General features: G+C 72.4%; 13 protein-coding genes. 4 read left to right on the top strand and 9 right to left on the bottom strand.

The features are described 5' to 3' along the window. Positions 1-235: 235 nt before the first annotated feature. The 5 genes from ABD126_RS16415 to ABD126_RS16395 are packed head-to-tail and all read right to left on the bottom strand — an operon-like array spanning position 236 to position 5,006. A complete protein-coding gene (locus tag ABD126_RS16415) occupies positions 236-1,060 on the bottom strand; it encodes a hypothetical protein (protein WP_343934711.1) in 825 nt (274 codons plus the stop codon). Further along, the gene (locus ABD126_RS16410) at positions 1,057-2,106 is read right to left on the bottom strand and encodes a glycosyltransferase (protein WP_343934710.1); all 1,050 of its coding nucleotides are present in this window, start codon (positions 2,104-2,106) and stop codon (positions 1,057-1,059) included. The genes ABD126_RS16415 and ABD126_RS16410 overlap by 4 nt, the downstream gene beginning before the upstream one ends. Continuing rightward, on the bottom strand, positions 2,081-3,241 hold the full coding sequence (locus tag ABD126_RS16405; RefSeq protein ID WP_343934709.1) for an O-antigen ligase family protein: 1,161 nt from the start codon (positions 3,239-3,241) through the stop codon (positions 2,081-2,083). Before ABD126_RS16405 ends, ABD126_RS16410 begins: the two co-directional genes overlap by 26 nt. After that, the gene (locus ABD126_RS16400; RefSeq protein WP_343934708.1) at positions 3,238-4,182 is read right to left on the bottom strand and encodes a polysaccharide deacetylase family protein; all 945 of its coding nucleotides are present in this window, start codon (positions 4,180-4,182) and stop codon (positions 3,238-3,240) included. The genes ABD126_RS16405 and ABD126_RS16400 overlap by 4 nt, the downstream gene beginning before the upstream one ends. After that, positions 4,179-5,006, bottom strand: coding sequence for a hypothetical protein (locus ABD126_RS16395; RefSeq protein ID WP_343934707.1), 828 nt, complete (start codon positions 5,004-5,006; stop codon positions 4,179-4,181). Before ABD126_RS16395 ends, ABD126_RS16400 begins: the two co-directional genes overlap by 4 nt. A 217-nt stretch (positions 5,007-5,223) precedes the next feature. On the opposite strand from ABD126_RS16395, the gene ABD126_RS16390 reads away from it, so the two are divergent. The 3 genes from ABD126_RS16390 (at position 5,224) to ABD126_RS16380 (ending at position 8,250) form a co-directional block, all read left to right on the top strand. Further along, on the top strand, positions 5,224-6,654 hold the full coding sequence (locus ABD126_RS16390) for a GMC family oxidoreductase (RefSeq protein WP_343934706.1): 1,431 nt from the start codon (positions 5,224-5,226) through the stop codon (positions 6,652-6,654). 73 nt (positions 6,655-6,727) lie between these two features. Further along, positions 6,728-7,291, top strand: coding sequence for a PadR family transcriptional regulator (locus ABD126_RS16385; protein ID WP_343934705.1), 564 nt, complete (start codon positions 6,728-6,730; stop codon positions 7,289-7,291). Next, complete coding sequence (locus tag ABD126_RS16380; RefSeq protein ID WP_343934704.1) at positions 7,288-8,250, top strand: hypothetical protein; 963 nt, start codon at positions 7,288-7,290, stop codon at positions 8,248-8,250. The genes ABD126_RS16385 and ABD126_RS16380 overlap by 4 nt, the downstream gene beginning before the upstream one ends. Here ABD126_RS16380 and ABD126_RS16375 read toward each other — a convergent pair. From ABD126_RS16375 to ABD126_RS16365, 3 genes are read right to left on the bottom strand one after another with little or no spacing between them, the layout of a single operon-like run. Then, entirely contained in the window at positions 8,228-9,703 is a 1,476-nt protein-coding gene (locus ABD126_RS16375; protein WP_343934703.1) for a sugar ABC transporter ATP-binding protein, read from the bottom strand. The two genes, ABD126_RS16380 and ABD126_RS16375, sit on opposite strands and share 23 nt — an antisense overlap. Next, positions 9,703-10,743 (bottom strand): sugar ABC transporter substrate-binding protein, encoded by a 1,041-nt coding sequence (locus tag ABD126_RS16370; RefSeq protein WP_343934702.1) that lies wholly within the window; start codon positions 10,741-10,743, stop codon positions 9,703-9,705. The genes ABD126_RS16375 and ABD126_RS16370 overlap by 1 nt, the downstream gene beginning before the upstream one ends. A gap of 19 nt (positions 10,744-10,762) precedes the next feature. After that, complete coding sequence (locus tag ABD126_RS16365) at positions 10,763-11,761, bottom strand: ABC transporter permease (RefSeq protein ID WP_343934701.1); 999 nt, start codon at positions 11,759-11,761, stop codon at positions 10,763-10,765. Positions 11,762-11,915: 154 nt separating this feature from the next. Between ABD126_RS16365 and ABD126_RS16360 the strand changes: the two genes are divergently transcribed. Further along, positions 11,916-12,722, top strand: a complete 807-nt coding sequence (locus ABD126_RS16360; RefSeq protein ID WP_343934700.1) for an SDR family NAD(P)-dependent oxidoreductase — start codon at positions 11,916-11,918, stop codon at positions 12,720-12,722. Between the two features lie 92 nt (positions 12,723-12,814). Here ABD126_RS16360 and ABD126_RS16355 read toward each other — a convergent pair whose 3' ends face one another. Next, a complete protein-coding gene (locus tag ABD126_RS16355) occupies positions 12,815-14,917 on the bottom strand; it encodes a right-handed parallel beta-helix repeat-containing protein (protein ID WP_343934699.1) in 2,103 nt (700 codons plus the stop codon). Between the last annotated feature and the right edge of the window lie 9 nt (positions 14,918-14,926).

Below are 14,926 nucleotides of genomic sequence, written 5' to 3'. Positions count from 1 at the left end.
CGGGATTGTCGGTACCTCGTGGGACAATGGAACCGGGGGCCGGAGGCCGCGCCCATCACCGCTCATACCGCCGCCACCTCCACGCTCACCAAGCCCGCACCCGCCGCGCCCGAACTCAAACCCGCACTCACCGCGCTGACGCCCGCACCCGCCGCGCTCACGCCCGCACCCGCCGCGCTCGCACCGGCACCCGCCGCGCTCACACCCGAACTCACCGCACCCGCACCCGCCGCGCTCATGCCAGCACCACCGCCACCACCGTCGTGTCCGCCGGCCGCGCCCCCACGACGCTCGCCAGCTCCTCCCGCCCGCCGTCCCGCGGCACCACCGCGACCAGCGCCACCCCGTCCGCGGGCTCGGCGACCTTGTCCGGCAGCGCCTCCGCCAACTCGTCCGCCCGCCCGGCCAACTCCGGCACCACCGGCACCACCCGCACCGGACGCCGAGCCGTCGCGCACAGCACCGTCAACCGCTCGACCAGCGCCGGGTCGTCGTCGGGCACGACCGCCACCGGGTGCCGCACCCCCGCCGACGCCAGCGCCGCCCGCACCCCGTCGACCGCCCGCGTCCCGCGCAGGTGCCGCACCACGGCCACCGCCGCCCCGGCGAGCACCGCCGCCACCAGCGCCAACCCGATCGCCAACGGCCAGTCCGGCGCGACCCGCGCCACCGCCGGCGCGTCCAGCACCCGCAACCTCCCGGCCGGCGCCAACAGGTCCGCCTCGACCACCGCCGCCGCCACGGCCGCCGCCTCGTCGCTCGCCTGCCCCGCAGCCGGCGCCCGCACCGACAACCGCGCCAACCCCGACGCCGGCACCAGCTCCACCGACACCCGCTCGGCCGACGTGCCCGCCTTGCCCACCACCGCCGGACTCCGCGCCACCTCCACCAACGCGGGCAACGACAACGCCACCACCTCGCCGTACTGCGGCCCCTGCGGCCCGGCGAGCAGGCTCACCCGCGCCTGGTACTCCTCCCCGGAGAACGCGGTCGCCACCACGACCACCGCGCCCACCAGCACTCCGACGGAAGCGCTTTCCACCAGCTCCCGCAGCTTCACCGCCGACCTCCCCAGCTCCGCAACAACTCGTCGTAGGACCGCATCAGCTCGCGCGGGTCGTGGGCCGCCAGCACCGCCGCGCGCCCGGCCGCGCCCATCGCCGCCCGCCGGTCGGCGTCGAACAGCAACGACCCCAAGGCCTCCGCCGTCGCCACCGGATCACGCGGCGGCACCACCAACCCGCCGCCGCCGGCCAGCGCCTCGCCGACCCCGTCCACGTCCGTGGCCACCACCGGCCGCCCGGCCGCCAGCGACTCCAGGACCGCGACCGGCATGCCCTCCCAGTCGCTGGTCAGCACGGTCACGTCGCACGCCGCCAGCAGGTCCGCCGCGTCCGGCCGGTTGCCCAGGAACCGCACCCCGCGCACCCCCCGCCGCTCCAACGCAGGCCGCAACGACCCGTCCCCGGCCAGCCACAGCTCCGCGCCCTCGATCCGCTCCCACGCGTCGAGCAGCACGTCGTGCCGCTTCTGCGGCTCCATCCGCGCCAGGCACAGCGCCACCGGCACGTCCGGGCCGACGCCCAGCGCCGCCCGCACGGTCGCCCGGTCCACTCGCGGCTCCTGCGGGAACACCGCGTTCGGGATCACCACGGACTCCACCCCGGCGGCCCGCAACCGCGCCGCCGTCGCCGCGGCCACCGTGACCACCGCGCCGGAGGTCCGCCGCAGGATGCGCGCCGCACCGGCGTAGTCCCGCTCGGCGACCCCGTGGAACACCGTCACCAGCGGAACCTTCTTCGGCACCAACGCCAGCCGCGCGACCATGCTCGCGGACACGTTGTGCGCCAACACGACCTCGGGGTCGAACCCGCGCACCGCCGCCCGCGCCGCCGCAGTGGCCCGCAGGACGCCCACCGGGCGACGCCGCGCCACCGGCACCGTGAAGGTCGGCACGCCCTGCCCGCGCAGCACCTCCGCGCGGTGCCCGCCGCCGCTGGCCACGGCGCTGTGCCAGCCGAACTCGCGTCCGGACCGGGCCATGCCGGCGACCAGCGCCTCGGCCCCGCCGGTGCCCATCTCAGCGATCACGTGCAGCACACGCATCGGCTCTCCTCACACGCAGATCGGCCGCGGCGACCACCGCGACCAGCGACCACAGCGGCAGGTAGTACTGCTGGGACAGGAACGTCGACGCGACGACGACGGCGATCAGCGACGCCTGAACGGCCGCCATCTCCCGCCGCCCGCCCGCGCGCAGCACGCGTTCCGACGACACCGCCGCCACCGCCAGCAGCCCGGCGAACAGCGCGAACCCCGCCACCCCCAGCTCGGCCGCGACCTCCAGGTACATGTTGTGCGCCACCGGGGTCTGCTCGTCGACCTCGGCGTTGCGCGAGAACGCGGGGTAGTGGTCGCGGAACCCGCCCGGCCCCACCCCGAGCGCCGGGTGCGCGGACACCATGCGCGCCGCGGCCTGCCACCGCAGCCCGCGGGTGTCCACATTGGTCCCGGCGATGTAGCTCTTCTCTTGCAGCGCGCGGTCGAGCGCCGGTCCGGCGAACGCCAACGCCCCGCCCGCCACGACCACCAGCGCCACGACCCCGCCGAGCACCACTTTGACCGGTACCACGCGCCGCGCCACCAGCCACGCGCCCGCCGCCGTCAACGCCAGCGCGCCACCACGCGAGAACGTCGCCGCCGCCCCCGCCGCCAACACCAGCGCCAGCACCGCGCTCACCCAGTGCGGCGACTTGAGCGCCACCAGCAGCGGCAGCGCCGCGACCAGGAAGTACGCGAGGTCGTTGGGGTCCTCCAGCGGCCCGCTGGCCCGCGCCTCACCCTGCGCCAACAGGCTGTAGAGCGCTCCCACCGCCGCGACGGTCGCTCCGGCCACTGCCGCCCCCAGCAGCGCCCGCGCCGGGACCTCGCGCGACACGACGTCCACCAGGATGACGGTCAGCAGCAGGAACGGCAGCCACCGTTGCAGATAATCGACGGCGTACGGTCCGCCCGCGTGCAAGGCCGTGGAAGCCAGCAACACGACCGCGAAAGCCGCCAGCACGCCGTGCAAGGGGTGGGGCGTGACGAACCGCCGCTCGCGCACCCGCGTGACCGCCCAGGTCAGGGCCAGCAACGCGGGCGCGGCCTTGGCCAGGTGGCCGTGCGCCTCCAGCAGGTAGCCCTCCAGCGGGGCCAGCGCCACCGTCGCGCACGCCAGGACCCGCAGCAGCACCGTCATCCCGACCGTTCCAGCCGTCCGACGTCGCGCACCGGCAGCCCGGTGTCGAGGGAGGCCACGTGCGCACCGGTCCCGACCACCTCGAAGTGCCGCCGCAGCACGCCGAGCACCCACCCGAGCAGTTCGACCTTGCGGGCCGACGGCACCGCCATGCCGGGGAAGAACTCCATCCCGGGGGCCTCGGCCGCGCCCAGCACGTCGGTCGGGTGCAACAGCAGTGACGGCGCGACGCCGGTCAGCCTGCACAAACGCAACGCCGTCTTGAAATACCCACGCGCCAACGACGGTGAGATTTCGTGCAGTTGCAGCAAGTACGAACCGTGGATCGGCACGCGCAGCAACGGCATCGTCGTGACCGGCAGCTCCACGACCCCGTTGTGCCACCGGTACGGCCGGTTGGGGGCCCGAACCTTGCCGAACCCGCCGAACAGCTCGGCACTGTCCTCTGTGGACGGTGCGGTCCTGTTGTGGTAGAAGCGGGCCAGCGGGCCGATCCACGTGGGCAGCGTGCTGGCGTCGTACGCGTAACCGCGCGTGGCCAGCACGTCCAGCAGTTCCGGCGTCACGCTGTACCCGGGTCCGCGGAACCCGACCGGGCGCGGCGCGCCGGCGGCCACGATGGCGTCCTCGGTCCGCGCGACCTCGGCCTCCAGTTCGGCGCGGGAGTAGCGGTGCAGCCAGGGTTCGTGGCCGAACGAGTGGTTGGCGACCTCGTGCCCGGCGGCGGCGATGGCCGCGACCGCCGCCGCGCCGTCGTCGCGCACCGCGTCCGCGCCGACGACGAACACCGTCGTGGTCAGGCCGTGCTCGCCGAAGATCTCCAGCAGGCGGGGCGTCGCGACCGGCAGGAAGCTCGGCCTGCGCTCCCACGCCGGGTCGCCGTGGGTCTTCAGGTAGGCCCAGAGGTTGTCGAGGTCGAGGGAGACGCTGGCGACGGTCACGCCGGTTCCTCCGCCGGGACGGGCCGGCGCGCCGGCCGGGACGCGTAGCCCAGCGCCAGCACGCCGGCGACGACCAGGGCGACGCCCGCCGCCACCCACCACTCGCGACCGGCGGCGATCCGGTCGCCCATCGCGGCGATGCCGACGACGGAGGTGAGCACGACCGTCACCGAGTCCATCGTCGCGACCGTGGACGTGGCCGAGCCCCGTTGCAGCGCGGCGGCCATGCACGCCTGGCCGACCAGCGCCGCCGCGATCATCAGCCACGCCAACGGGTAGTAGGGCAGTGAGAGCGGCGGTTCGTCGGCCAGCGACCGGCTCGCGATGGCGACGATGGCGTACCCGACGCCGGCGGCGACCGCGATCGGCAGCACGCCCGTCGCGCGCCGGGACACGACGAAGATCGCCACGAGCGGCAAGCCCAGCAGCAGGAACCCGGTGTCCACGGGGATGTCGTCGGCGACCGAGGGGGCGGACGCCCCGGCCAGCAGCACCAGCCCGACGGCCATCACGACCAGCACGACGACCTCGACCGGCCGCACCCGCCAGCCCAGGGCCAGCACGCCGAACACGGTGGCCACGCCGACCGCGCACGACGACCCGGCCTGCACCAGGTACAGCGGCAGTTCGGCGCGCGCGAAGAAGGCGAGCACGAACCCGGCGACCTGGCCCGCGAAGCCGAGCAGGTAGAGGCGGTCGCCGGCGAGGCGGGCGAGCAGGCCGAAGCCGTGGCCCGGGCGGGCGCGCCGGGCGGCGACGGTCTGCGCCACGATGCCCAGCGCGTACATCGCCGTGGCCGCCGCGAGGGCGAGATAACCGGGCACGCAACAACTCCCTGCGACTGTCCCTGCGACATTTCAACCGGCGGCAGCGTACGGCGTCGTATTCCGTTGCCTGATCGGGCGATATGGCAATTACTCGATCAGGTGAAAGGGTGTTCCCTTTGTTCGGCGGCCTGTGATCATCGGGATGCGCTTCTGGTCAACGATCGTGCGCTGCGGTGCAATCCGGGTGACAGGACGGTCCGCTGGACTGGGTCGCATGGCGGACTTCGTGGTGGTGGGCGGCGGCACGGCGGGGTGCGTGGTGGCGCGGGGGCTGCTGGACCGGACCGACGGCACCGTGCTCCTGCTGGAGGCGGGCGACCACGACACGAACCCGGCCATCCACGACCCGTTGCGCATGCACGAACTGTGGGACAGCCCTCAGGACTGGGGCCTGCGCACCGTTCCCCAGCGCGACGCCGGCGACCGCGTCCTGCACCTGCCGCGCGGTCGGGTGCTGGGCGGTTCGCACGCTTTGAACGCGATGATCCACGTGCGCGGCAACCCCGCCGACTACGACGGCTGGGGCCAACCCGGCTGGTCGTGGGCCGACGTGGAACCCCTGTTCCGCCGCATCGAGTCCGGCCCGCTGCGAATCCTCCGCGAATACACCGCCGACCCCGTCCAAGACGCCATCGTGGAGTCGGCCCAGCGGGCGGGAATCCCGTACAACCCGGACTACAACGATGGTGACCAAACCGGCGTCTCGCACATGCAGTTCACCATCGCCGACAACAAACGCCTGACCACGTCCCGCGCCTACCTGGGCCCCGTGCTCAGCCACCCGCGCCTGACCGTCGTGACTGGCGCTCACGTGCGACGCCTGCTCTTCTCCGGCACCCGCTGCACAGGCGTCGAATGGACCACCGGCACCACCTCGCACCGCGCCGAGGCCACGGAGGTCATCCTCAGCGCCGGCGCGATCGGCTCACCACACCTCCTGCTCCGCTCCGGCATCGGCCCCGCGCCGGACCTGGCAGGCCCGGTGGTCGCGGACCTCCCGGAGGTGGGCAACAACCTCCAGGACCACTGGCTGGTGCCCACGATCTTCACCACCGACCGCGAAGTCACCCACACCCCCGGCCTGCCGCACGCGCAAACCCACCTGTTCTGGCACAGCCGCCCGGGCCTGCCTGGCCCCGACCTCCAGCCGCTGCACTTCAGCGTGCCGCTGTACGAGCCGTGGATGAGCGGTCCGGCCAACGGGTTCTCCCTGATGGCAGGCCTGATCCGGCCACGCAGCACAGGTCGCGTGTCCCTGGCTCCCGACGGCGGGCTCCTGATCGACCCGCGGGTGCTGTCCGAGCCGTCCGACGTCGATGCGTTGGTCGAGGCGGTCGCACTGTGCCGCGAGGTCGGTCACGGGTTGGTCGGGGGAGGTGCGGGGGAGTGGGGCGCGGTCGAGCGGTACCCCGGGCGGGTCGAGTTGCGCGACTACGTGCGGCGATCGGTGGTGACGTACCACCACCAGGCCGGGACGTGCGCGATGGGCACGGTCGTCGGCCCGGACCTGCGGGTGCACGGCGTGACGGGGCTGCGGGTGGCGGACGCTTCGATCATGCCCGAGGTGGTCTCCGGCAACACCAACACGCCGACGGTGATGATCGCCGAAAAGGCAGTAGACCTGATGACCACCCAACCAACCTGACCGCCCCCGAGACAGCCACCCGGCTACCGGCACCAGGTTGCGTATAGACGTATTCGTCTATAAGGTCCGGAGCGTGCCCCTGGACGCCTCCCGCAACCCCCTCGTCCTCCCGATCCTCGGCCTCCTCCTCGAACAACCCGCTCACGCCTACGACGTCACCTCCCGCCTCCGCGACCGCTACGGCCCCGACCTCGGAGCCACTCGCAGCACCGTCACCTCCCTCCTGAAAACCCTGGAGCGCAACGGACTGGTCACCTCCGAAGCGCCCGAGCGCGTCGGCAACCGTCCGCCGCGGACGGTGTACGAGGTGACCGAGACCGGGCTCGACGACTTCCGGGCCAAGGTGACCGAGGGCCTGCGCAACGCCCGGACCGCCTCGACCGACTTCACCCTGGCCATCGCCTACGCCGGGATCGTGCCCCTGCGGCAAGCGCTGTCCATCGTGGACGAGCGGATCGCCAAGCTCCACGCCGACCTGGCCGCGCTCGACGCGCACCCGGACGGCGTCGCCGAAGTGCACATGCTGGAGGCCGCCTACTGGCGGGCCATCGTCACCGCCGAACGCGACTGGCTCACGACCCTGGCCCTGCGCATGCGCTCCGGCGACCTCGACTGGACCGGAGGGACTACCCCGTGAAGTTCGGCATCTACCCCGGCGGCCGGGCGGGTGTGGTGTGCTCGCGCCCGCCGGATCGTGACGCCATCGACCGCCTGGTCGCGGAACTCGCCCAGGGCCGGCCGTTCGTGGTCCGCGAGTACGTGCACTTCTTCGGCGACCGGGGACGGCCGGAAGTCGCCGCCCTGGGCGCCCAGGACGAACTCGACCACCTCACCATGCCCGACGACTGGTACCGCGAGCACGAACTCGACCTGGTCGTCAGCTACCTCCCGGCCGAGGCTGACCCGCGCGGCTGGCTGGACTTCCTGACCACCGTGATCGACCGCTACGGCCACCTGACCCGCTACCTCCAGGTCACCCTCGAACCGAACTTCCCCATCCCGCTGATCGACGGCAGCTCACCGGGCGTCCTCGACGCCCTCACCCGCGGCGTCCCCCACGCCCGCGAAGCCCTGGACGAGCGCGGCCTCACCCACACCCGGGTCGGTTTCTCCGTGGCCGAACCAGCCGAGTGGCTCGGCGGCGACGACGCGTTCTGGGAGCACCTGTCCCGACAACGGGACTTCGCCGACCACGTCGACTACGTCGGCCTCGGCCTCTACCCCGACGCGTTCTCCCCGGTGCCGCTCGACGCCGTCGCCCCGCTCACCGAACACGCCCTGCGCCACCTGCGCCACCAGTCCCTGCCCCGCGCCGGTCTCCAGCACCTACCCATCCACATCGCCGAGAACGGCACCCCGAGCACCCCGAGCACCTCGTCGCCGCAACGACAAGCGGACTCGTTGACCACAATGCTGCACACGATCCTGGACAACGCCGAAGACCTGAACATCACCCACTACGAGCAGTTCAGCCTGCGCGACGCGGACAGCGCGTCCCCGGAACCCGTCGGCACGCTCGGGCTCGTCACCGACACCTACGAGCCCAAGCCCGCCTTCGCCGCCTACAAGAACGTCATAGCGACCCGGTGTTCATAGTCCGCAGGATCGTGTGCTGGTCGAAATCGGTCAACTCGGCGCACACCCTCCCCTTGTGGAACACGACGACCCGGTCACACGCCGCCACCAGCTCGTCCAAGTCCGTCGAACACAGCACGACGACCTTGCCCTCGTCCGCCACCGCCCGCAGCAACGCGTGGATCTCCGCCCTGGCTCCCAGGTCGACCCCGCGCGTCGGGTCGTCCAGCAACAGCACCGACGGGTCCGCGGCCAGCCACTTCGCCAGCACCACCTTCTGCTGGTTCCCACCCGACAGCAGACCGGCCCGCAGCTCGACGTTCGCCGGCCGCACCCGCACCCGCTCGGCCAACTCCGCCGCCGAGGCCCGCAACGCCCGCGTGCTCAACACCCCGCGACCCGCCAGCGCCACCGGCCGCACCTGGGCGACGTTCTCCCACACCGGCTTGTCCAGCATGAGCCCGACCCGCCGCCGGTCGCCGGACACCAGCGCCACACCGGCGGCGATGGCCGACCGGAACGACGACGCCGCCCCACCCCCGGGCAGCTCGACCGTCCCCGCCGAAGGACGCCGCAGCCCCGCGACCACCTCCAGCACGGCCGTGTGCCCCGACCCCGCCAACCCGGCCAAGCCGACGATCTCGCCACCGGAACACGTCAACGAGACATCCGCCAACCGGTCGGGCACGCTCACCCCGCGCAGCTCCAACCGCGGCCCCACGCGCCTGCTCGCGCCGCGCGACACGACCGGCAGGTCCTGGCCCAGCATGGCGTGCACGATGTCACCGATGTCCAAAGAGGACCGGGGCTGGGCGTCGAGCACCGTCCGGCCCTCGCGCAGCACGGTGATCTCGTCGCACAGGTTCATGACCTCTTCGAGGATGTGCGACACGAACACCACCGCCACCTGCCGGTCGCGCAGCACGCGCAGGATGTCCAGCAGCCGCTCGGAGCTGTCCGGGTCCAGCGCGGACGTCGGCTCGTCCAGGATCAGCACCTTCGGCTCGACGACCAGCGCCTTGGCGATCTCCACCAGCTGCCGCTGCGCCAGCGACAGGCTGCCCACCCGCGCCCGCGGGTCCACGTCCAGCCCCAGTTGGCGCAGCACCGGCCGCGCCCGCTCCAGCATCGCCCGCCGGTCCAGCAGGGGGCCGCGCGTCGGCTCCCGCATCGGGTACAGGTTGGCCAGGACGTCCAGGTCCGGGAACAGGTTCAGCTCCTGCGACACCACGGCCACGCCGTGCGCGGCGGCGTGGGCGGTGCTGGCGAACGCCACCTCGGCGTCCGCCAGCCGCAGGCTGCCCGAGTCGGGCGCGACCGCCCCGGTGATCACCTTGATCAGCGTGGACTTGCCCGCGCCGTTCTCGCCGAGCAGGGCGTGCACCGAGCCGGGGCGCAGGGTCAGGTCCGCCCCGGCCAGCGCCGTGACGCCGCCGTAGGCCTTGGTGATCCCGCGAGCGGTCAACGCGTGCATCAGTTGGCCTCCCCGAGGGGGCGCAGGTGGGCGTTGGGGTCGGCGAGCTGCTTCTCGGTCTCGGCCTTGAACGCGGCCTTGCGGCTGTCCTCGTCCTTCTGCCGCGCCATGACCTGGTCGATGTTGGCCGCGTTGACCACCAGCGACCCGGTGTTCCACCAGCCCTTGGGCATCGGCTTGCCGCGCTTGTGGTCGATCAGCAACCGCAGCGCCACGTACCCCTTGAGCCAGTGCTCCGGCGAGGCCAGCGCGAACACGTACCCGTCCTTCACCGCTTGCAGCGCGGCGGCGTCCGGGTCGCACGACCCCGCGAGGAACCGGCGGCCGGTGTTCTTCTGGATCAACGCCAGCGACACCGCGTCCTGCGCGCCGACGCCGAGGTAGGCGATCGCGTTCGGGTTGGCCTTGACCAGGTCGTTCCACTTGGTGAAGTTCGACGTCGGCTCCGAGCCGGAGTCGAACGGGCCGAGCACCTTCAGCCCCGGCCGCTTGGCCTGGATGACCGACTTCATGCCGTCCAGGCGCTGCTGGAGCAGGGTCAGGCCGGGGATGGCGTTGCCCAGCACGACGTCACCGGTCGCGTTCTCCGGGACCTGCTTGACGAACTCCTCGCCCAGCGCCTTGCCCAGCTCGGTGTTGCTGTTGCCGATGTAGAGCTCGACCTTGGTGCCCGCGGGCGGCACGGTGTCCACCGCGACCACGGGAACGCCCAGGTCGGCGGCCTGGTTGAGCGGGCGCACGAACAGGTCCGGGGTCAGCGTCTCCAGCGCGACGCCGTCCTTGGAGTTGCGGATCGCCGACTGGAACAGCGCCACCTCCTGCGGACCGTCCACACCGGACGGCGCGCTGAGCGCCAGGTCCACGTTGCCGGCGTCGCCCGCGGCGGCCTTCGCGCCGTACGCCATCTCCTGGAACGGGTTCTGCGTCGACGTGGCGTAGACGAACGCCATCTTCAGCGGCGCGTTGGGGGACGACGCCGCGCCGCAGCCGGCCAGCAGACCGGCGGCGGCCAGCGCCGCGACGTACCGAGGGGCACGCATCTTGGACCTCATCTCCTCACTACAGCCCGAGCATCGATTCGCGCGCCCGCTGCCTGGAGCGCAGCGCGCTGTCCACCCCGACCGCCAGCAGGACGACGAGTCCGGTGGCGAAGGAACTCCAGTTCGCGGGGATGCTGAAGTACACGAGCCCGCTGGACACCACGCCCAGGAGGATCGCGCCGAACACCGCCCCCACCACGGTGGCCACCCCGCCCCGCAGCGGGGTCCCGCCGATCACCGCCGCCGCGATGGCCTGCAACTCGAACCCGATGCCGATGTTCGGGTCACCGGAGGTGAAGAACGCCAGCCCCAGCACGCCCGCCAGCCCCGCGACCGCCCCGACCAGCACCAGCACGTACAGGCGGGTGCGCGGGATCGAGATCCCGGAGAACGCGGCGGCGTCCGGGTTCGACCCGATCGAGCGAACCCGGTACCCGAACGGCGTCCACCGCAGCACCACGGTCAACCCGGCCGTGACCACGACCAGGATCCACACGCTGACCGGCAGCCCGAGCAGGTCCCCGCCCAGCACCGAGAAGAACGAGTGCTCCAGCGGCAGCCCGGTCACCTGCTGCCCGTCGCCCAAGGCGACCGCCAGCCCCCGGTAGAGCTGCATGGTGGCCAGCGTCGCGACGAACGCCGGGATCGCGATGTGCTGCACCACCAACGCGTTCGCCAGCCCGAGGACCGCCCCGAGCGCGATGCCCGCCAGGCACGCCAGCCACGGGTCGAACCCGTCGCGCATGAGCAGCGCCGAGGTGATCAGCGACAGGCCGAACATCGCCCCCACCGACAGGTCGATCTCGCGCATCGCGAGCAGGAACGCCATCCCGGCGGCGAGCAGCGCCACGTAGACGGAGTTGTTCAGCACGTCCTTGAGCTGCCCGACGGTCAGGAACGCGGGCCGCAGCACGCCGATCAGCAGCACCAGCACGATCGTCGCCACCAGCACGCTGCTCGACTCCGCCCGCAGCACCCTGGCGCCCCTGGGCACCACCCGCCGGTCCACCTCGGTCATGCCCGCCTCCGTCCGCCGGTCCCGCTGTGCGCACCAGGGTGCTTTCCGGGCGGTGGGAGCCGCTTGCCCCGAGGTGAACACCGGTTGACTGCCGGCGCACCGGCTGTGTCCGGGGCCACAGCGCGGCGGCGCGGTCCGCCTACCGTCTGCGGACATGGGCAACATCGAGGGCATGGTGGCGCTGGTGACCGGCGCGGGTTCGGGCATCGGCGAGGCGGTCGCGCGCCGCCTGGACGCGGAGGGCGCGCGGGTCGCGGTGCTGGACGTCGACTCGACCGGCGCGGAGATCACCGCGGGCCTGCTGACGCGGGGCATGGCGGTGGTCGCGGACGTCTCCGACTCGGGCCAGGTGGACGACGCCGTGCGGGCGGTCGTGGAGACCTACGGGCGGTTGGACATCCTGGTCAACAACGCGGGCATCCGCGGCGGGGTCGAGGCGGACGAGGCGTTCGCGCGGTTGACCTCACGGGTGGAGGAGTCGACGGCCGGCGAGGCCACCACGGTGCTGGACGCCACGGTGAACATCGACGACGAGGCGTGGCACCGGATGCTCGGGGTGCACTTGGACGGGACGTTCTACTGCACGCGTGCCGCGTTGCGGCACATGGGGCGTGGCGCTTCGATCGTGAACATCTCGTCGGTGTGCGGGTTGGCCGGGTGCGCGCACTTGCCGCACTACTCGGCGGCGAAGGGCGGGATCGAGGGGTTGACCAAGGCGGTGGCCCGCGATGTCGCGCCGTTGGGGATCCGGGTGAACTGCGTGGCGCCGGGGTATGTGGAGACGCCGTTGGGGGACGTGATCGCTCCGGTGTTGCGGCGGGACCTGGAGCGGCAGATCGCGTTGGGGCGGTTCGGGTTGCCGGCGGAGATCGCCTCGACGGTGGCGTTCCTGGTGGGGCCGGACGGGACGTACCTGACGGGGCAGACGCTGAGCCCGAACGGCGGTTCACTGATCAGCTAGCGGACGAGGCGCGGGTGGGGGGGAAACCCGACGCGACGAAGCCCGTGGAGGAAGGGCCCCGCGCCACCACCGGCACGGGGCCCTTCCTCACCTCAGGCGATCTCCATCGCGAACACGTGGATACCGGCCGTGGCCAACGGCCCGCCCACATCGGGCAACGTCACCGACGCCACCGTCTTGCCCGGGTCCAACGCCACCGACGTGGACCACAACCGCACGTCCTGCTCGTCCCGCCCCGTAGCGGCGTTGTTGTAAGTGGTGGGCGGCTTGTTGTGGTAGGTCATGAACGCGGCCTGGGTGTTCCCGGGGATCGCCGTGGCCGCCCAGAAGTCGCCGAACGACAACGTGAACCCGGACGAAGTCCCGTCCGTGTAGGTCACCACCCCGGTCCCGGTCTGCGTCCCGAACGTCGCCGCCCCCAGGAAGGCCAGCTTCGACCCGGACCCCGACACGGTGATCTTCTGCCCGGCGGCCTTCACGTTGTCCGGGAACCCGTAGTACCGCTGCGGCCAGTCGAAGACCACCCCGCCGACGGTCACGCCCGGGTACTTGACCCCCGCCGCCTCCAACGCCTGCCCGGAGAAGCTCCGGCCGCTCTTCGAGATACCACCGGCCTTCGGGTTCAGGTCGTTGCTGATCCCGACGTTGTTGAACGCCTCCCGCAGCGACCCGTAGACCTTCGCCGCGACCCCGGACCCGTTGTCCGCCCCGATGTTCACCTTGCCGTCGGCCCGGGGCACCACCGCGCCGAAGTAGTCCCGGCCACCGGCCTCGGCGGCCACGACCCCGGCCCCCAGCGCGGGCGACCCCGAAGTCAGCTTGTACCCGGCCACGCTGTTGAACCCGGCCCCGCTGCCACCGGCGTGGTTCAGCTTCGGATCGGCCGTCACGGCCCCCGGGTCACCCGAGGGCGCGGCGAACCCGCCCCAGTACAGGTTCGACTGGTAGCCCACCCCGGTCCCCACCGGCAGCGACCCGTGCTGCGACACGAAGATGTTGTTGGCGAACAACGAAGTGGCGGTCGCCCCGATCGGCACCTTCACGTCGAACGGCCGCGCCATGCAGTAGAACGTGTTGTTGTAGTACACCGAGTGCGAGTACTTGTCGCCGTCCGCCGCGATCCGGCAGTCGTCCTGCGACACGTTGTACCGGATCACCTGCTTGGCCTTGTAGTTCGGGTACTCGGTGCAGTGCTGGCACCCCAGGAAGAAGCCGCCGGCGTTGTTGCTGGAGAAGTTGTACTGGTACGTGCAGGTCCCGACGATGCCGCCGTCGCAGTCCCACGCCGTCGAGTCGTAGATCGACGGGTAGCTGCGGGTCACCTCGTTGAACTGGAACACCGGGTCGCGGGAGTTGATCGGCCACATGCCCGCGAAGTTCCCGGCGACGAACGGGTACGCGCCGCCACCGAGGTTGTCCGCCCGGTTGTGCTCGACCAGCGGGGCGTCGGAGCCGTGGACCACGATGCCGTCACCGCCGACGCTGATGATCTGGTTGCGCGCGATGTGCACGTTGGTGTGGTACTGCGCCGGCTTGATGGACAGCTTGATCCCGCCGCCGCCGGTGTCGTGGACGTGGTTGTCGGTGATGGAGATCCCGGCGATCGCGCCGGCCGTCGGCGTGCCGAGCACCGAGATGCCCGCGGACCGGGCGAACCAGCCCGCGTTGGTCCCGGTCTTGTCGCCCCACCCGGCGACGTTGTCCACCTCCAGCCCGGTGATGGTGATGCCGGCCTTCGCGGCGGCGGTCGTGGTCTGCACGCGCACGCCGGTCCGCTCCGCCCGCGACCCCGGGTTGGTGACCCGGAGGTCGCGCACGGTCCAGTGGCTGACGTCCTTGAGCAGCACGGCGTCCATCACCGCGCCGCCGCCGTTGACGACCGGGCGGGCGCCCGTCCCGTACGCGCCCAGCGTGATCGGGGACCCGGCCGCGCCCGACCCCGAGGCCACGAACTGGCCGGTGCACGACGTGCCGCGCTTGAGCAGCACCGAGTCACCCGCGCCGAACGTGCGCGCGTTCACCTGCGACAACGCGTTGAACGGCGCGGTCTGGGTGCCCAGCGGCGACCCGGTGAACGAGCAGTCGACGTAGTACGCGGTGGCGGCCGACGCGGCGGGGGCGACGGCGACCGCCCCTCCCGCCACGGCTATCGAGGTCAGACCGGCTTGCAGGGCGCGGCGCAGACGAGAACTCACGTTGGTCTC

The organism is Saccharothrix mutabilis subsp. mutabilis, from assembly GCF_039521145.1.
In the GTDB taxonomy this organism is placed as follows: Bacteria; Actinomycetota; Actinomycetes; order Mycobacteriales; family Pseudonocardiaceae; genus Actinosynnema; species Actinosynnema mutabilis.
The sequence above is the reverse complement of the archived record's forward strand: the minus strand, read 5'-3'. Positions and strand labels throughout refer to the sequence as shown.

Coding starts and splice junctions, on each gene's coding strand:
- ABD126_RS16405 (WP_343934709.1), bottom strand. CDS start 3,241: ATGACGGTGCTGCTGCGGGTCCTGGCGTGCGCGACGGTGGCGCTGGCC.
- ABD126_RS16365 (WP_343934701.1), bottom strand. CDS start 11,761: ATGACCGAGGTGGACCGGCGGGTGGTGCCCAGGGGCGCCAGGGTGCTG.
- ABD126_RS16375 (WP_343934703.1), bottom strand. CDS start 9,703: ATGCACGCGTTGACCGCTCGCGGGATCACCAAGGCCTACGGCGGCGTC.
- ABD126_RS16360 (WP_343934700.1), top strand. CDS start 11,916: ATGGGCAACATCGAGGGCATGGTGGCGCTGGTGACCGGCGCGGGTTCG.
- ABD126_RS16370 (WP_343934702.1), bottom strand. CDS start 10,743: ATGCGTGCCCCTCGGTACGTCGCGGCGCTGGCCGCCGCCGGTCTGCTG.
- ABD126_RS16390 (WP_343934706.1), top strand. CDS start 5,224: ATGGCGGACTTCGTGGTGGTGGGCGGCGGCACGGCGGGGTGCGTGGTG.
- ABD126_RS16410 (WP_343934710.1), bottom strand. CDS start 2,106: ATGCGTGTGCTGCACGTGATCGCTGAGATGGGCACCGGCGGGGCCGAG.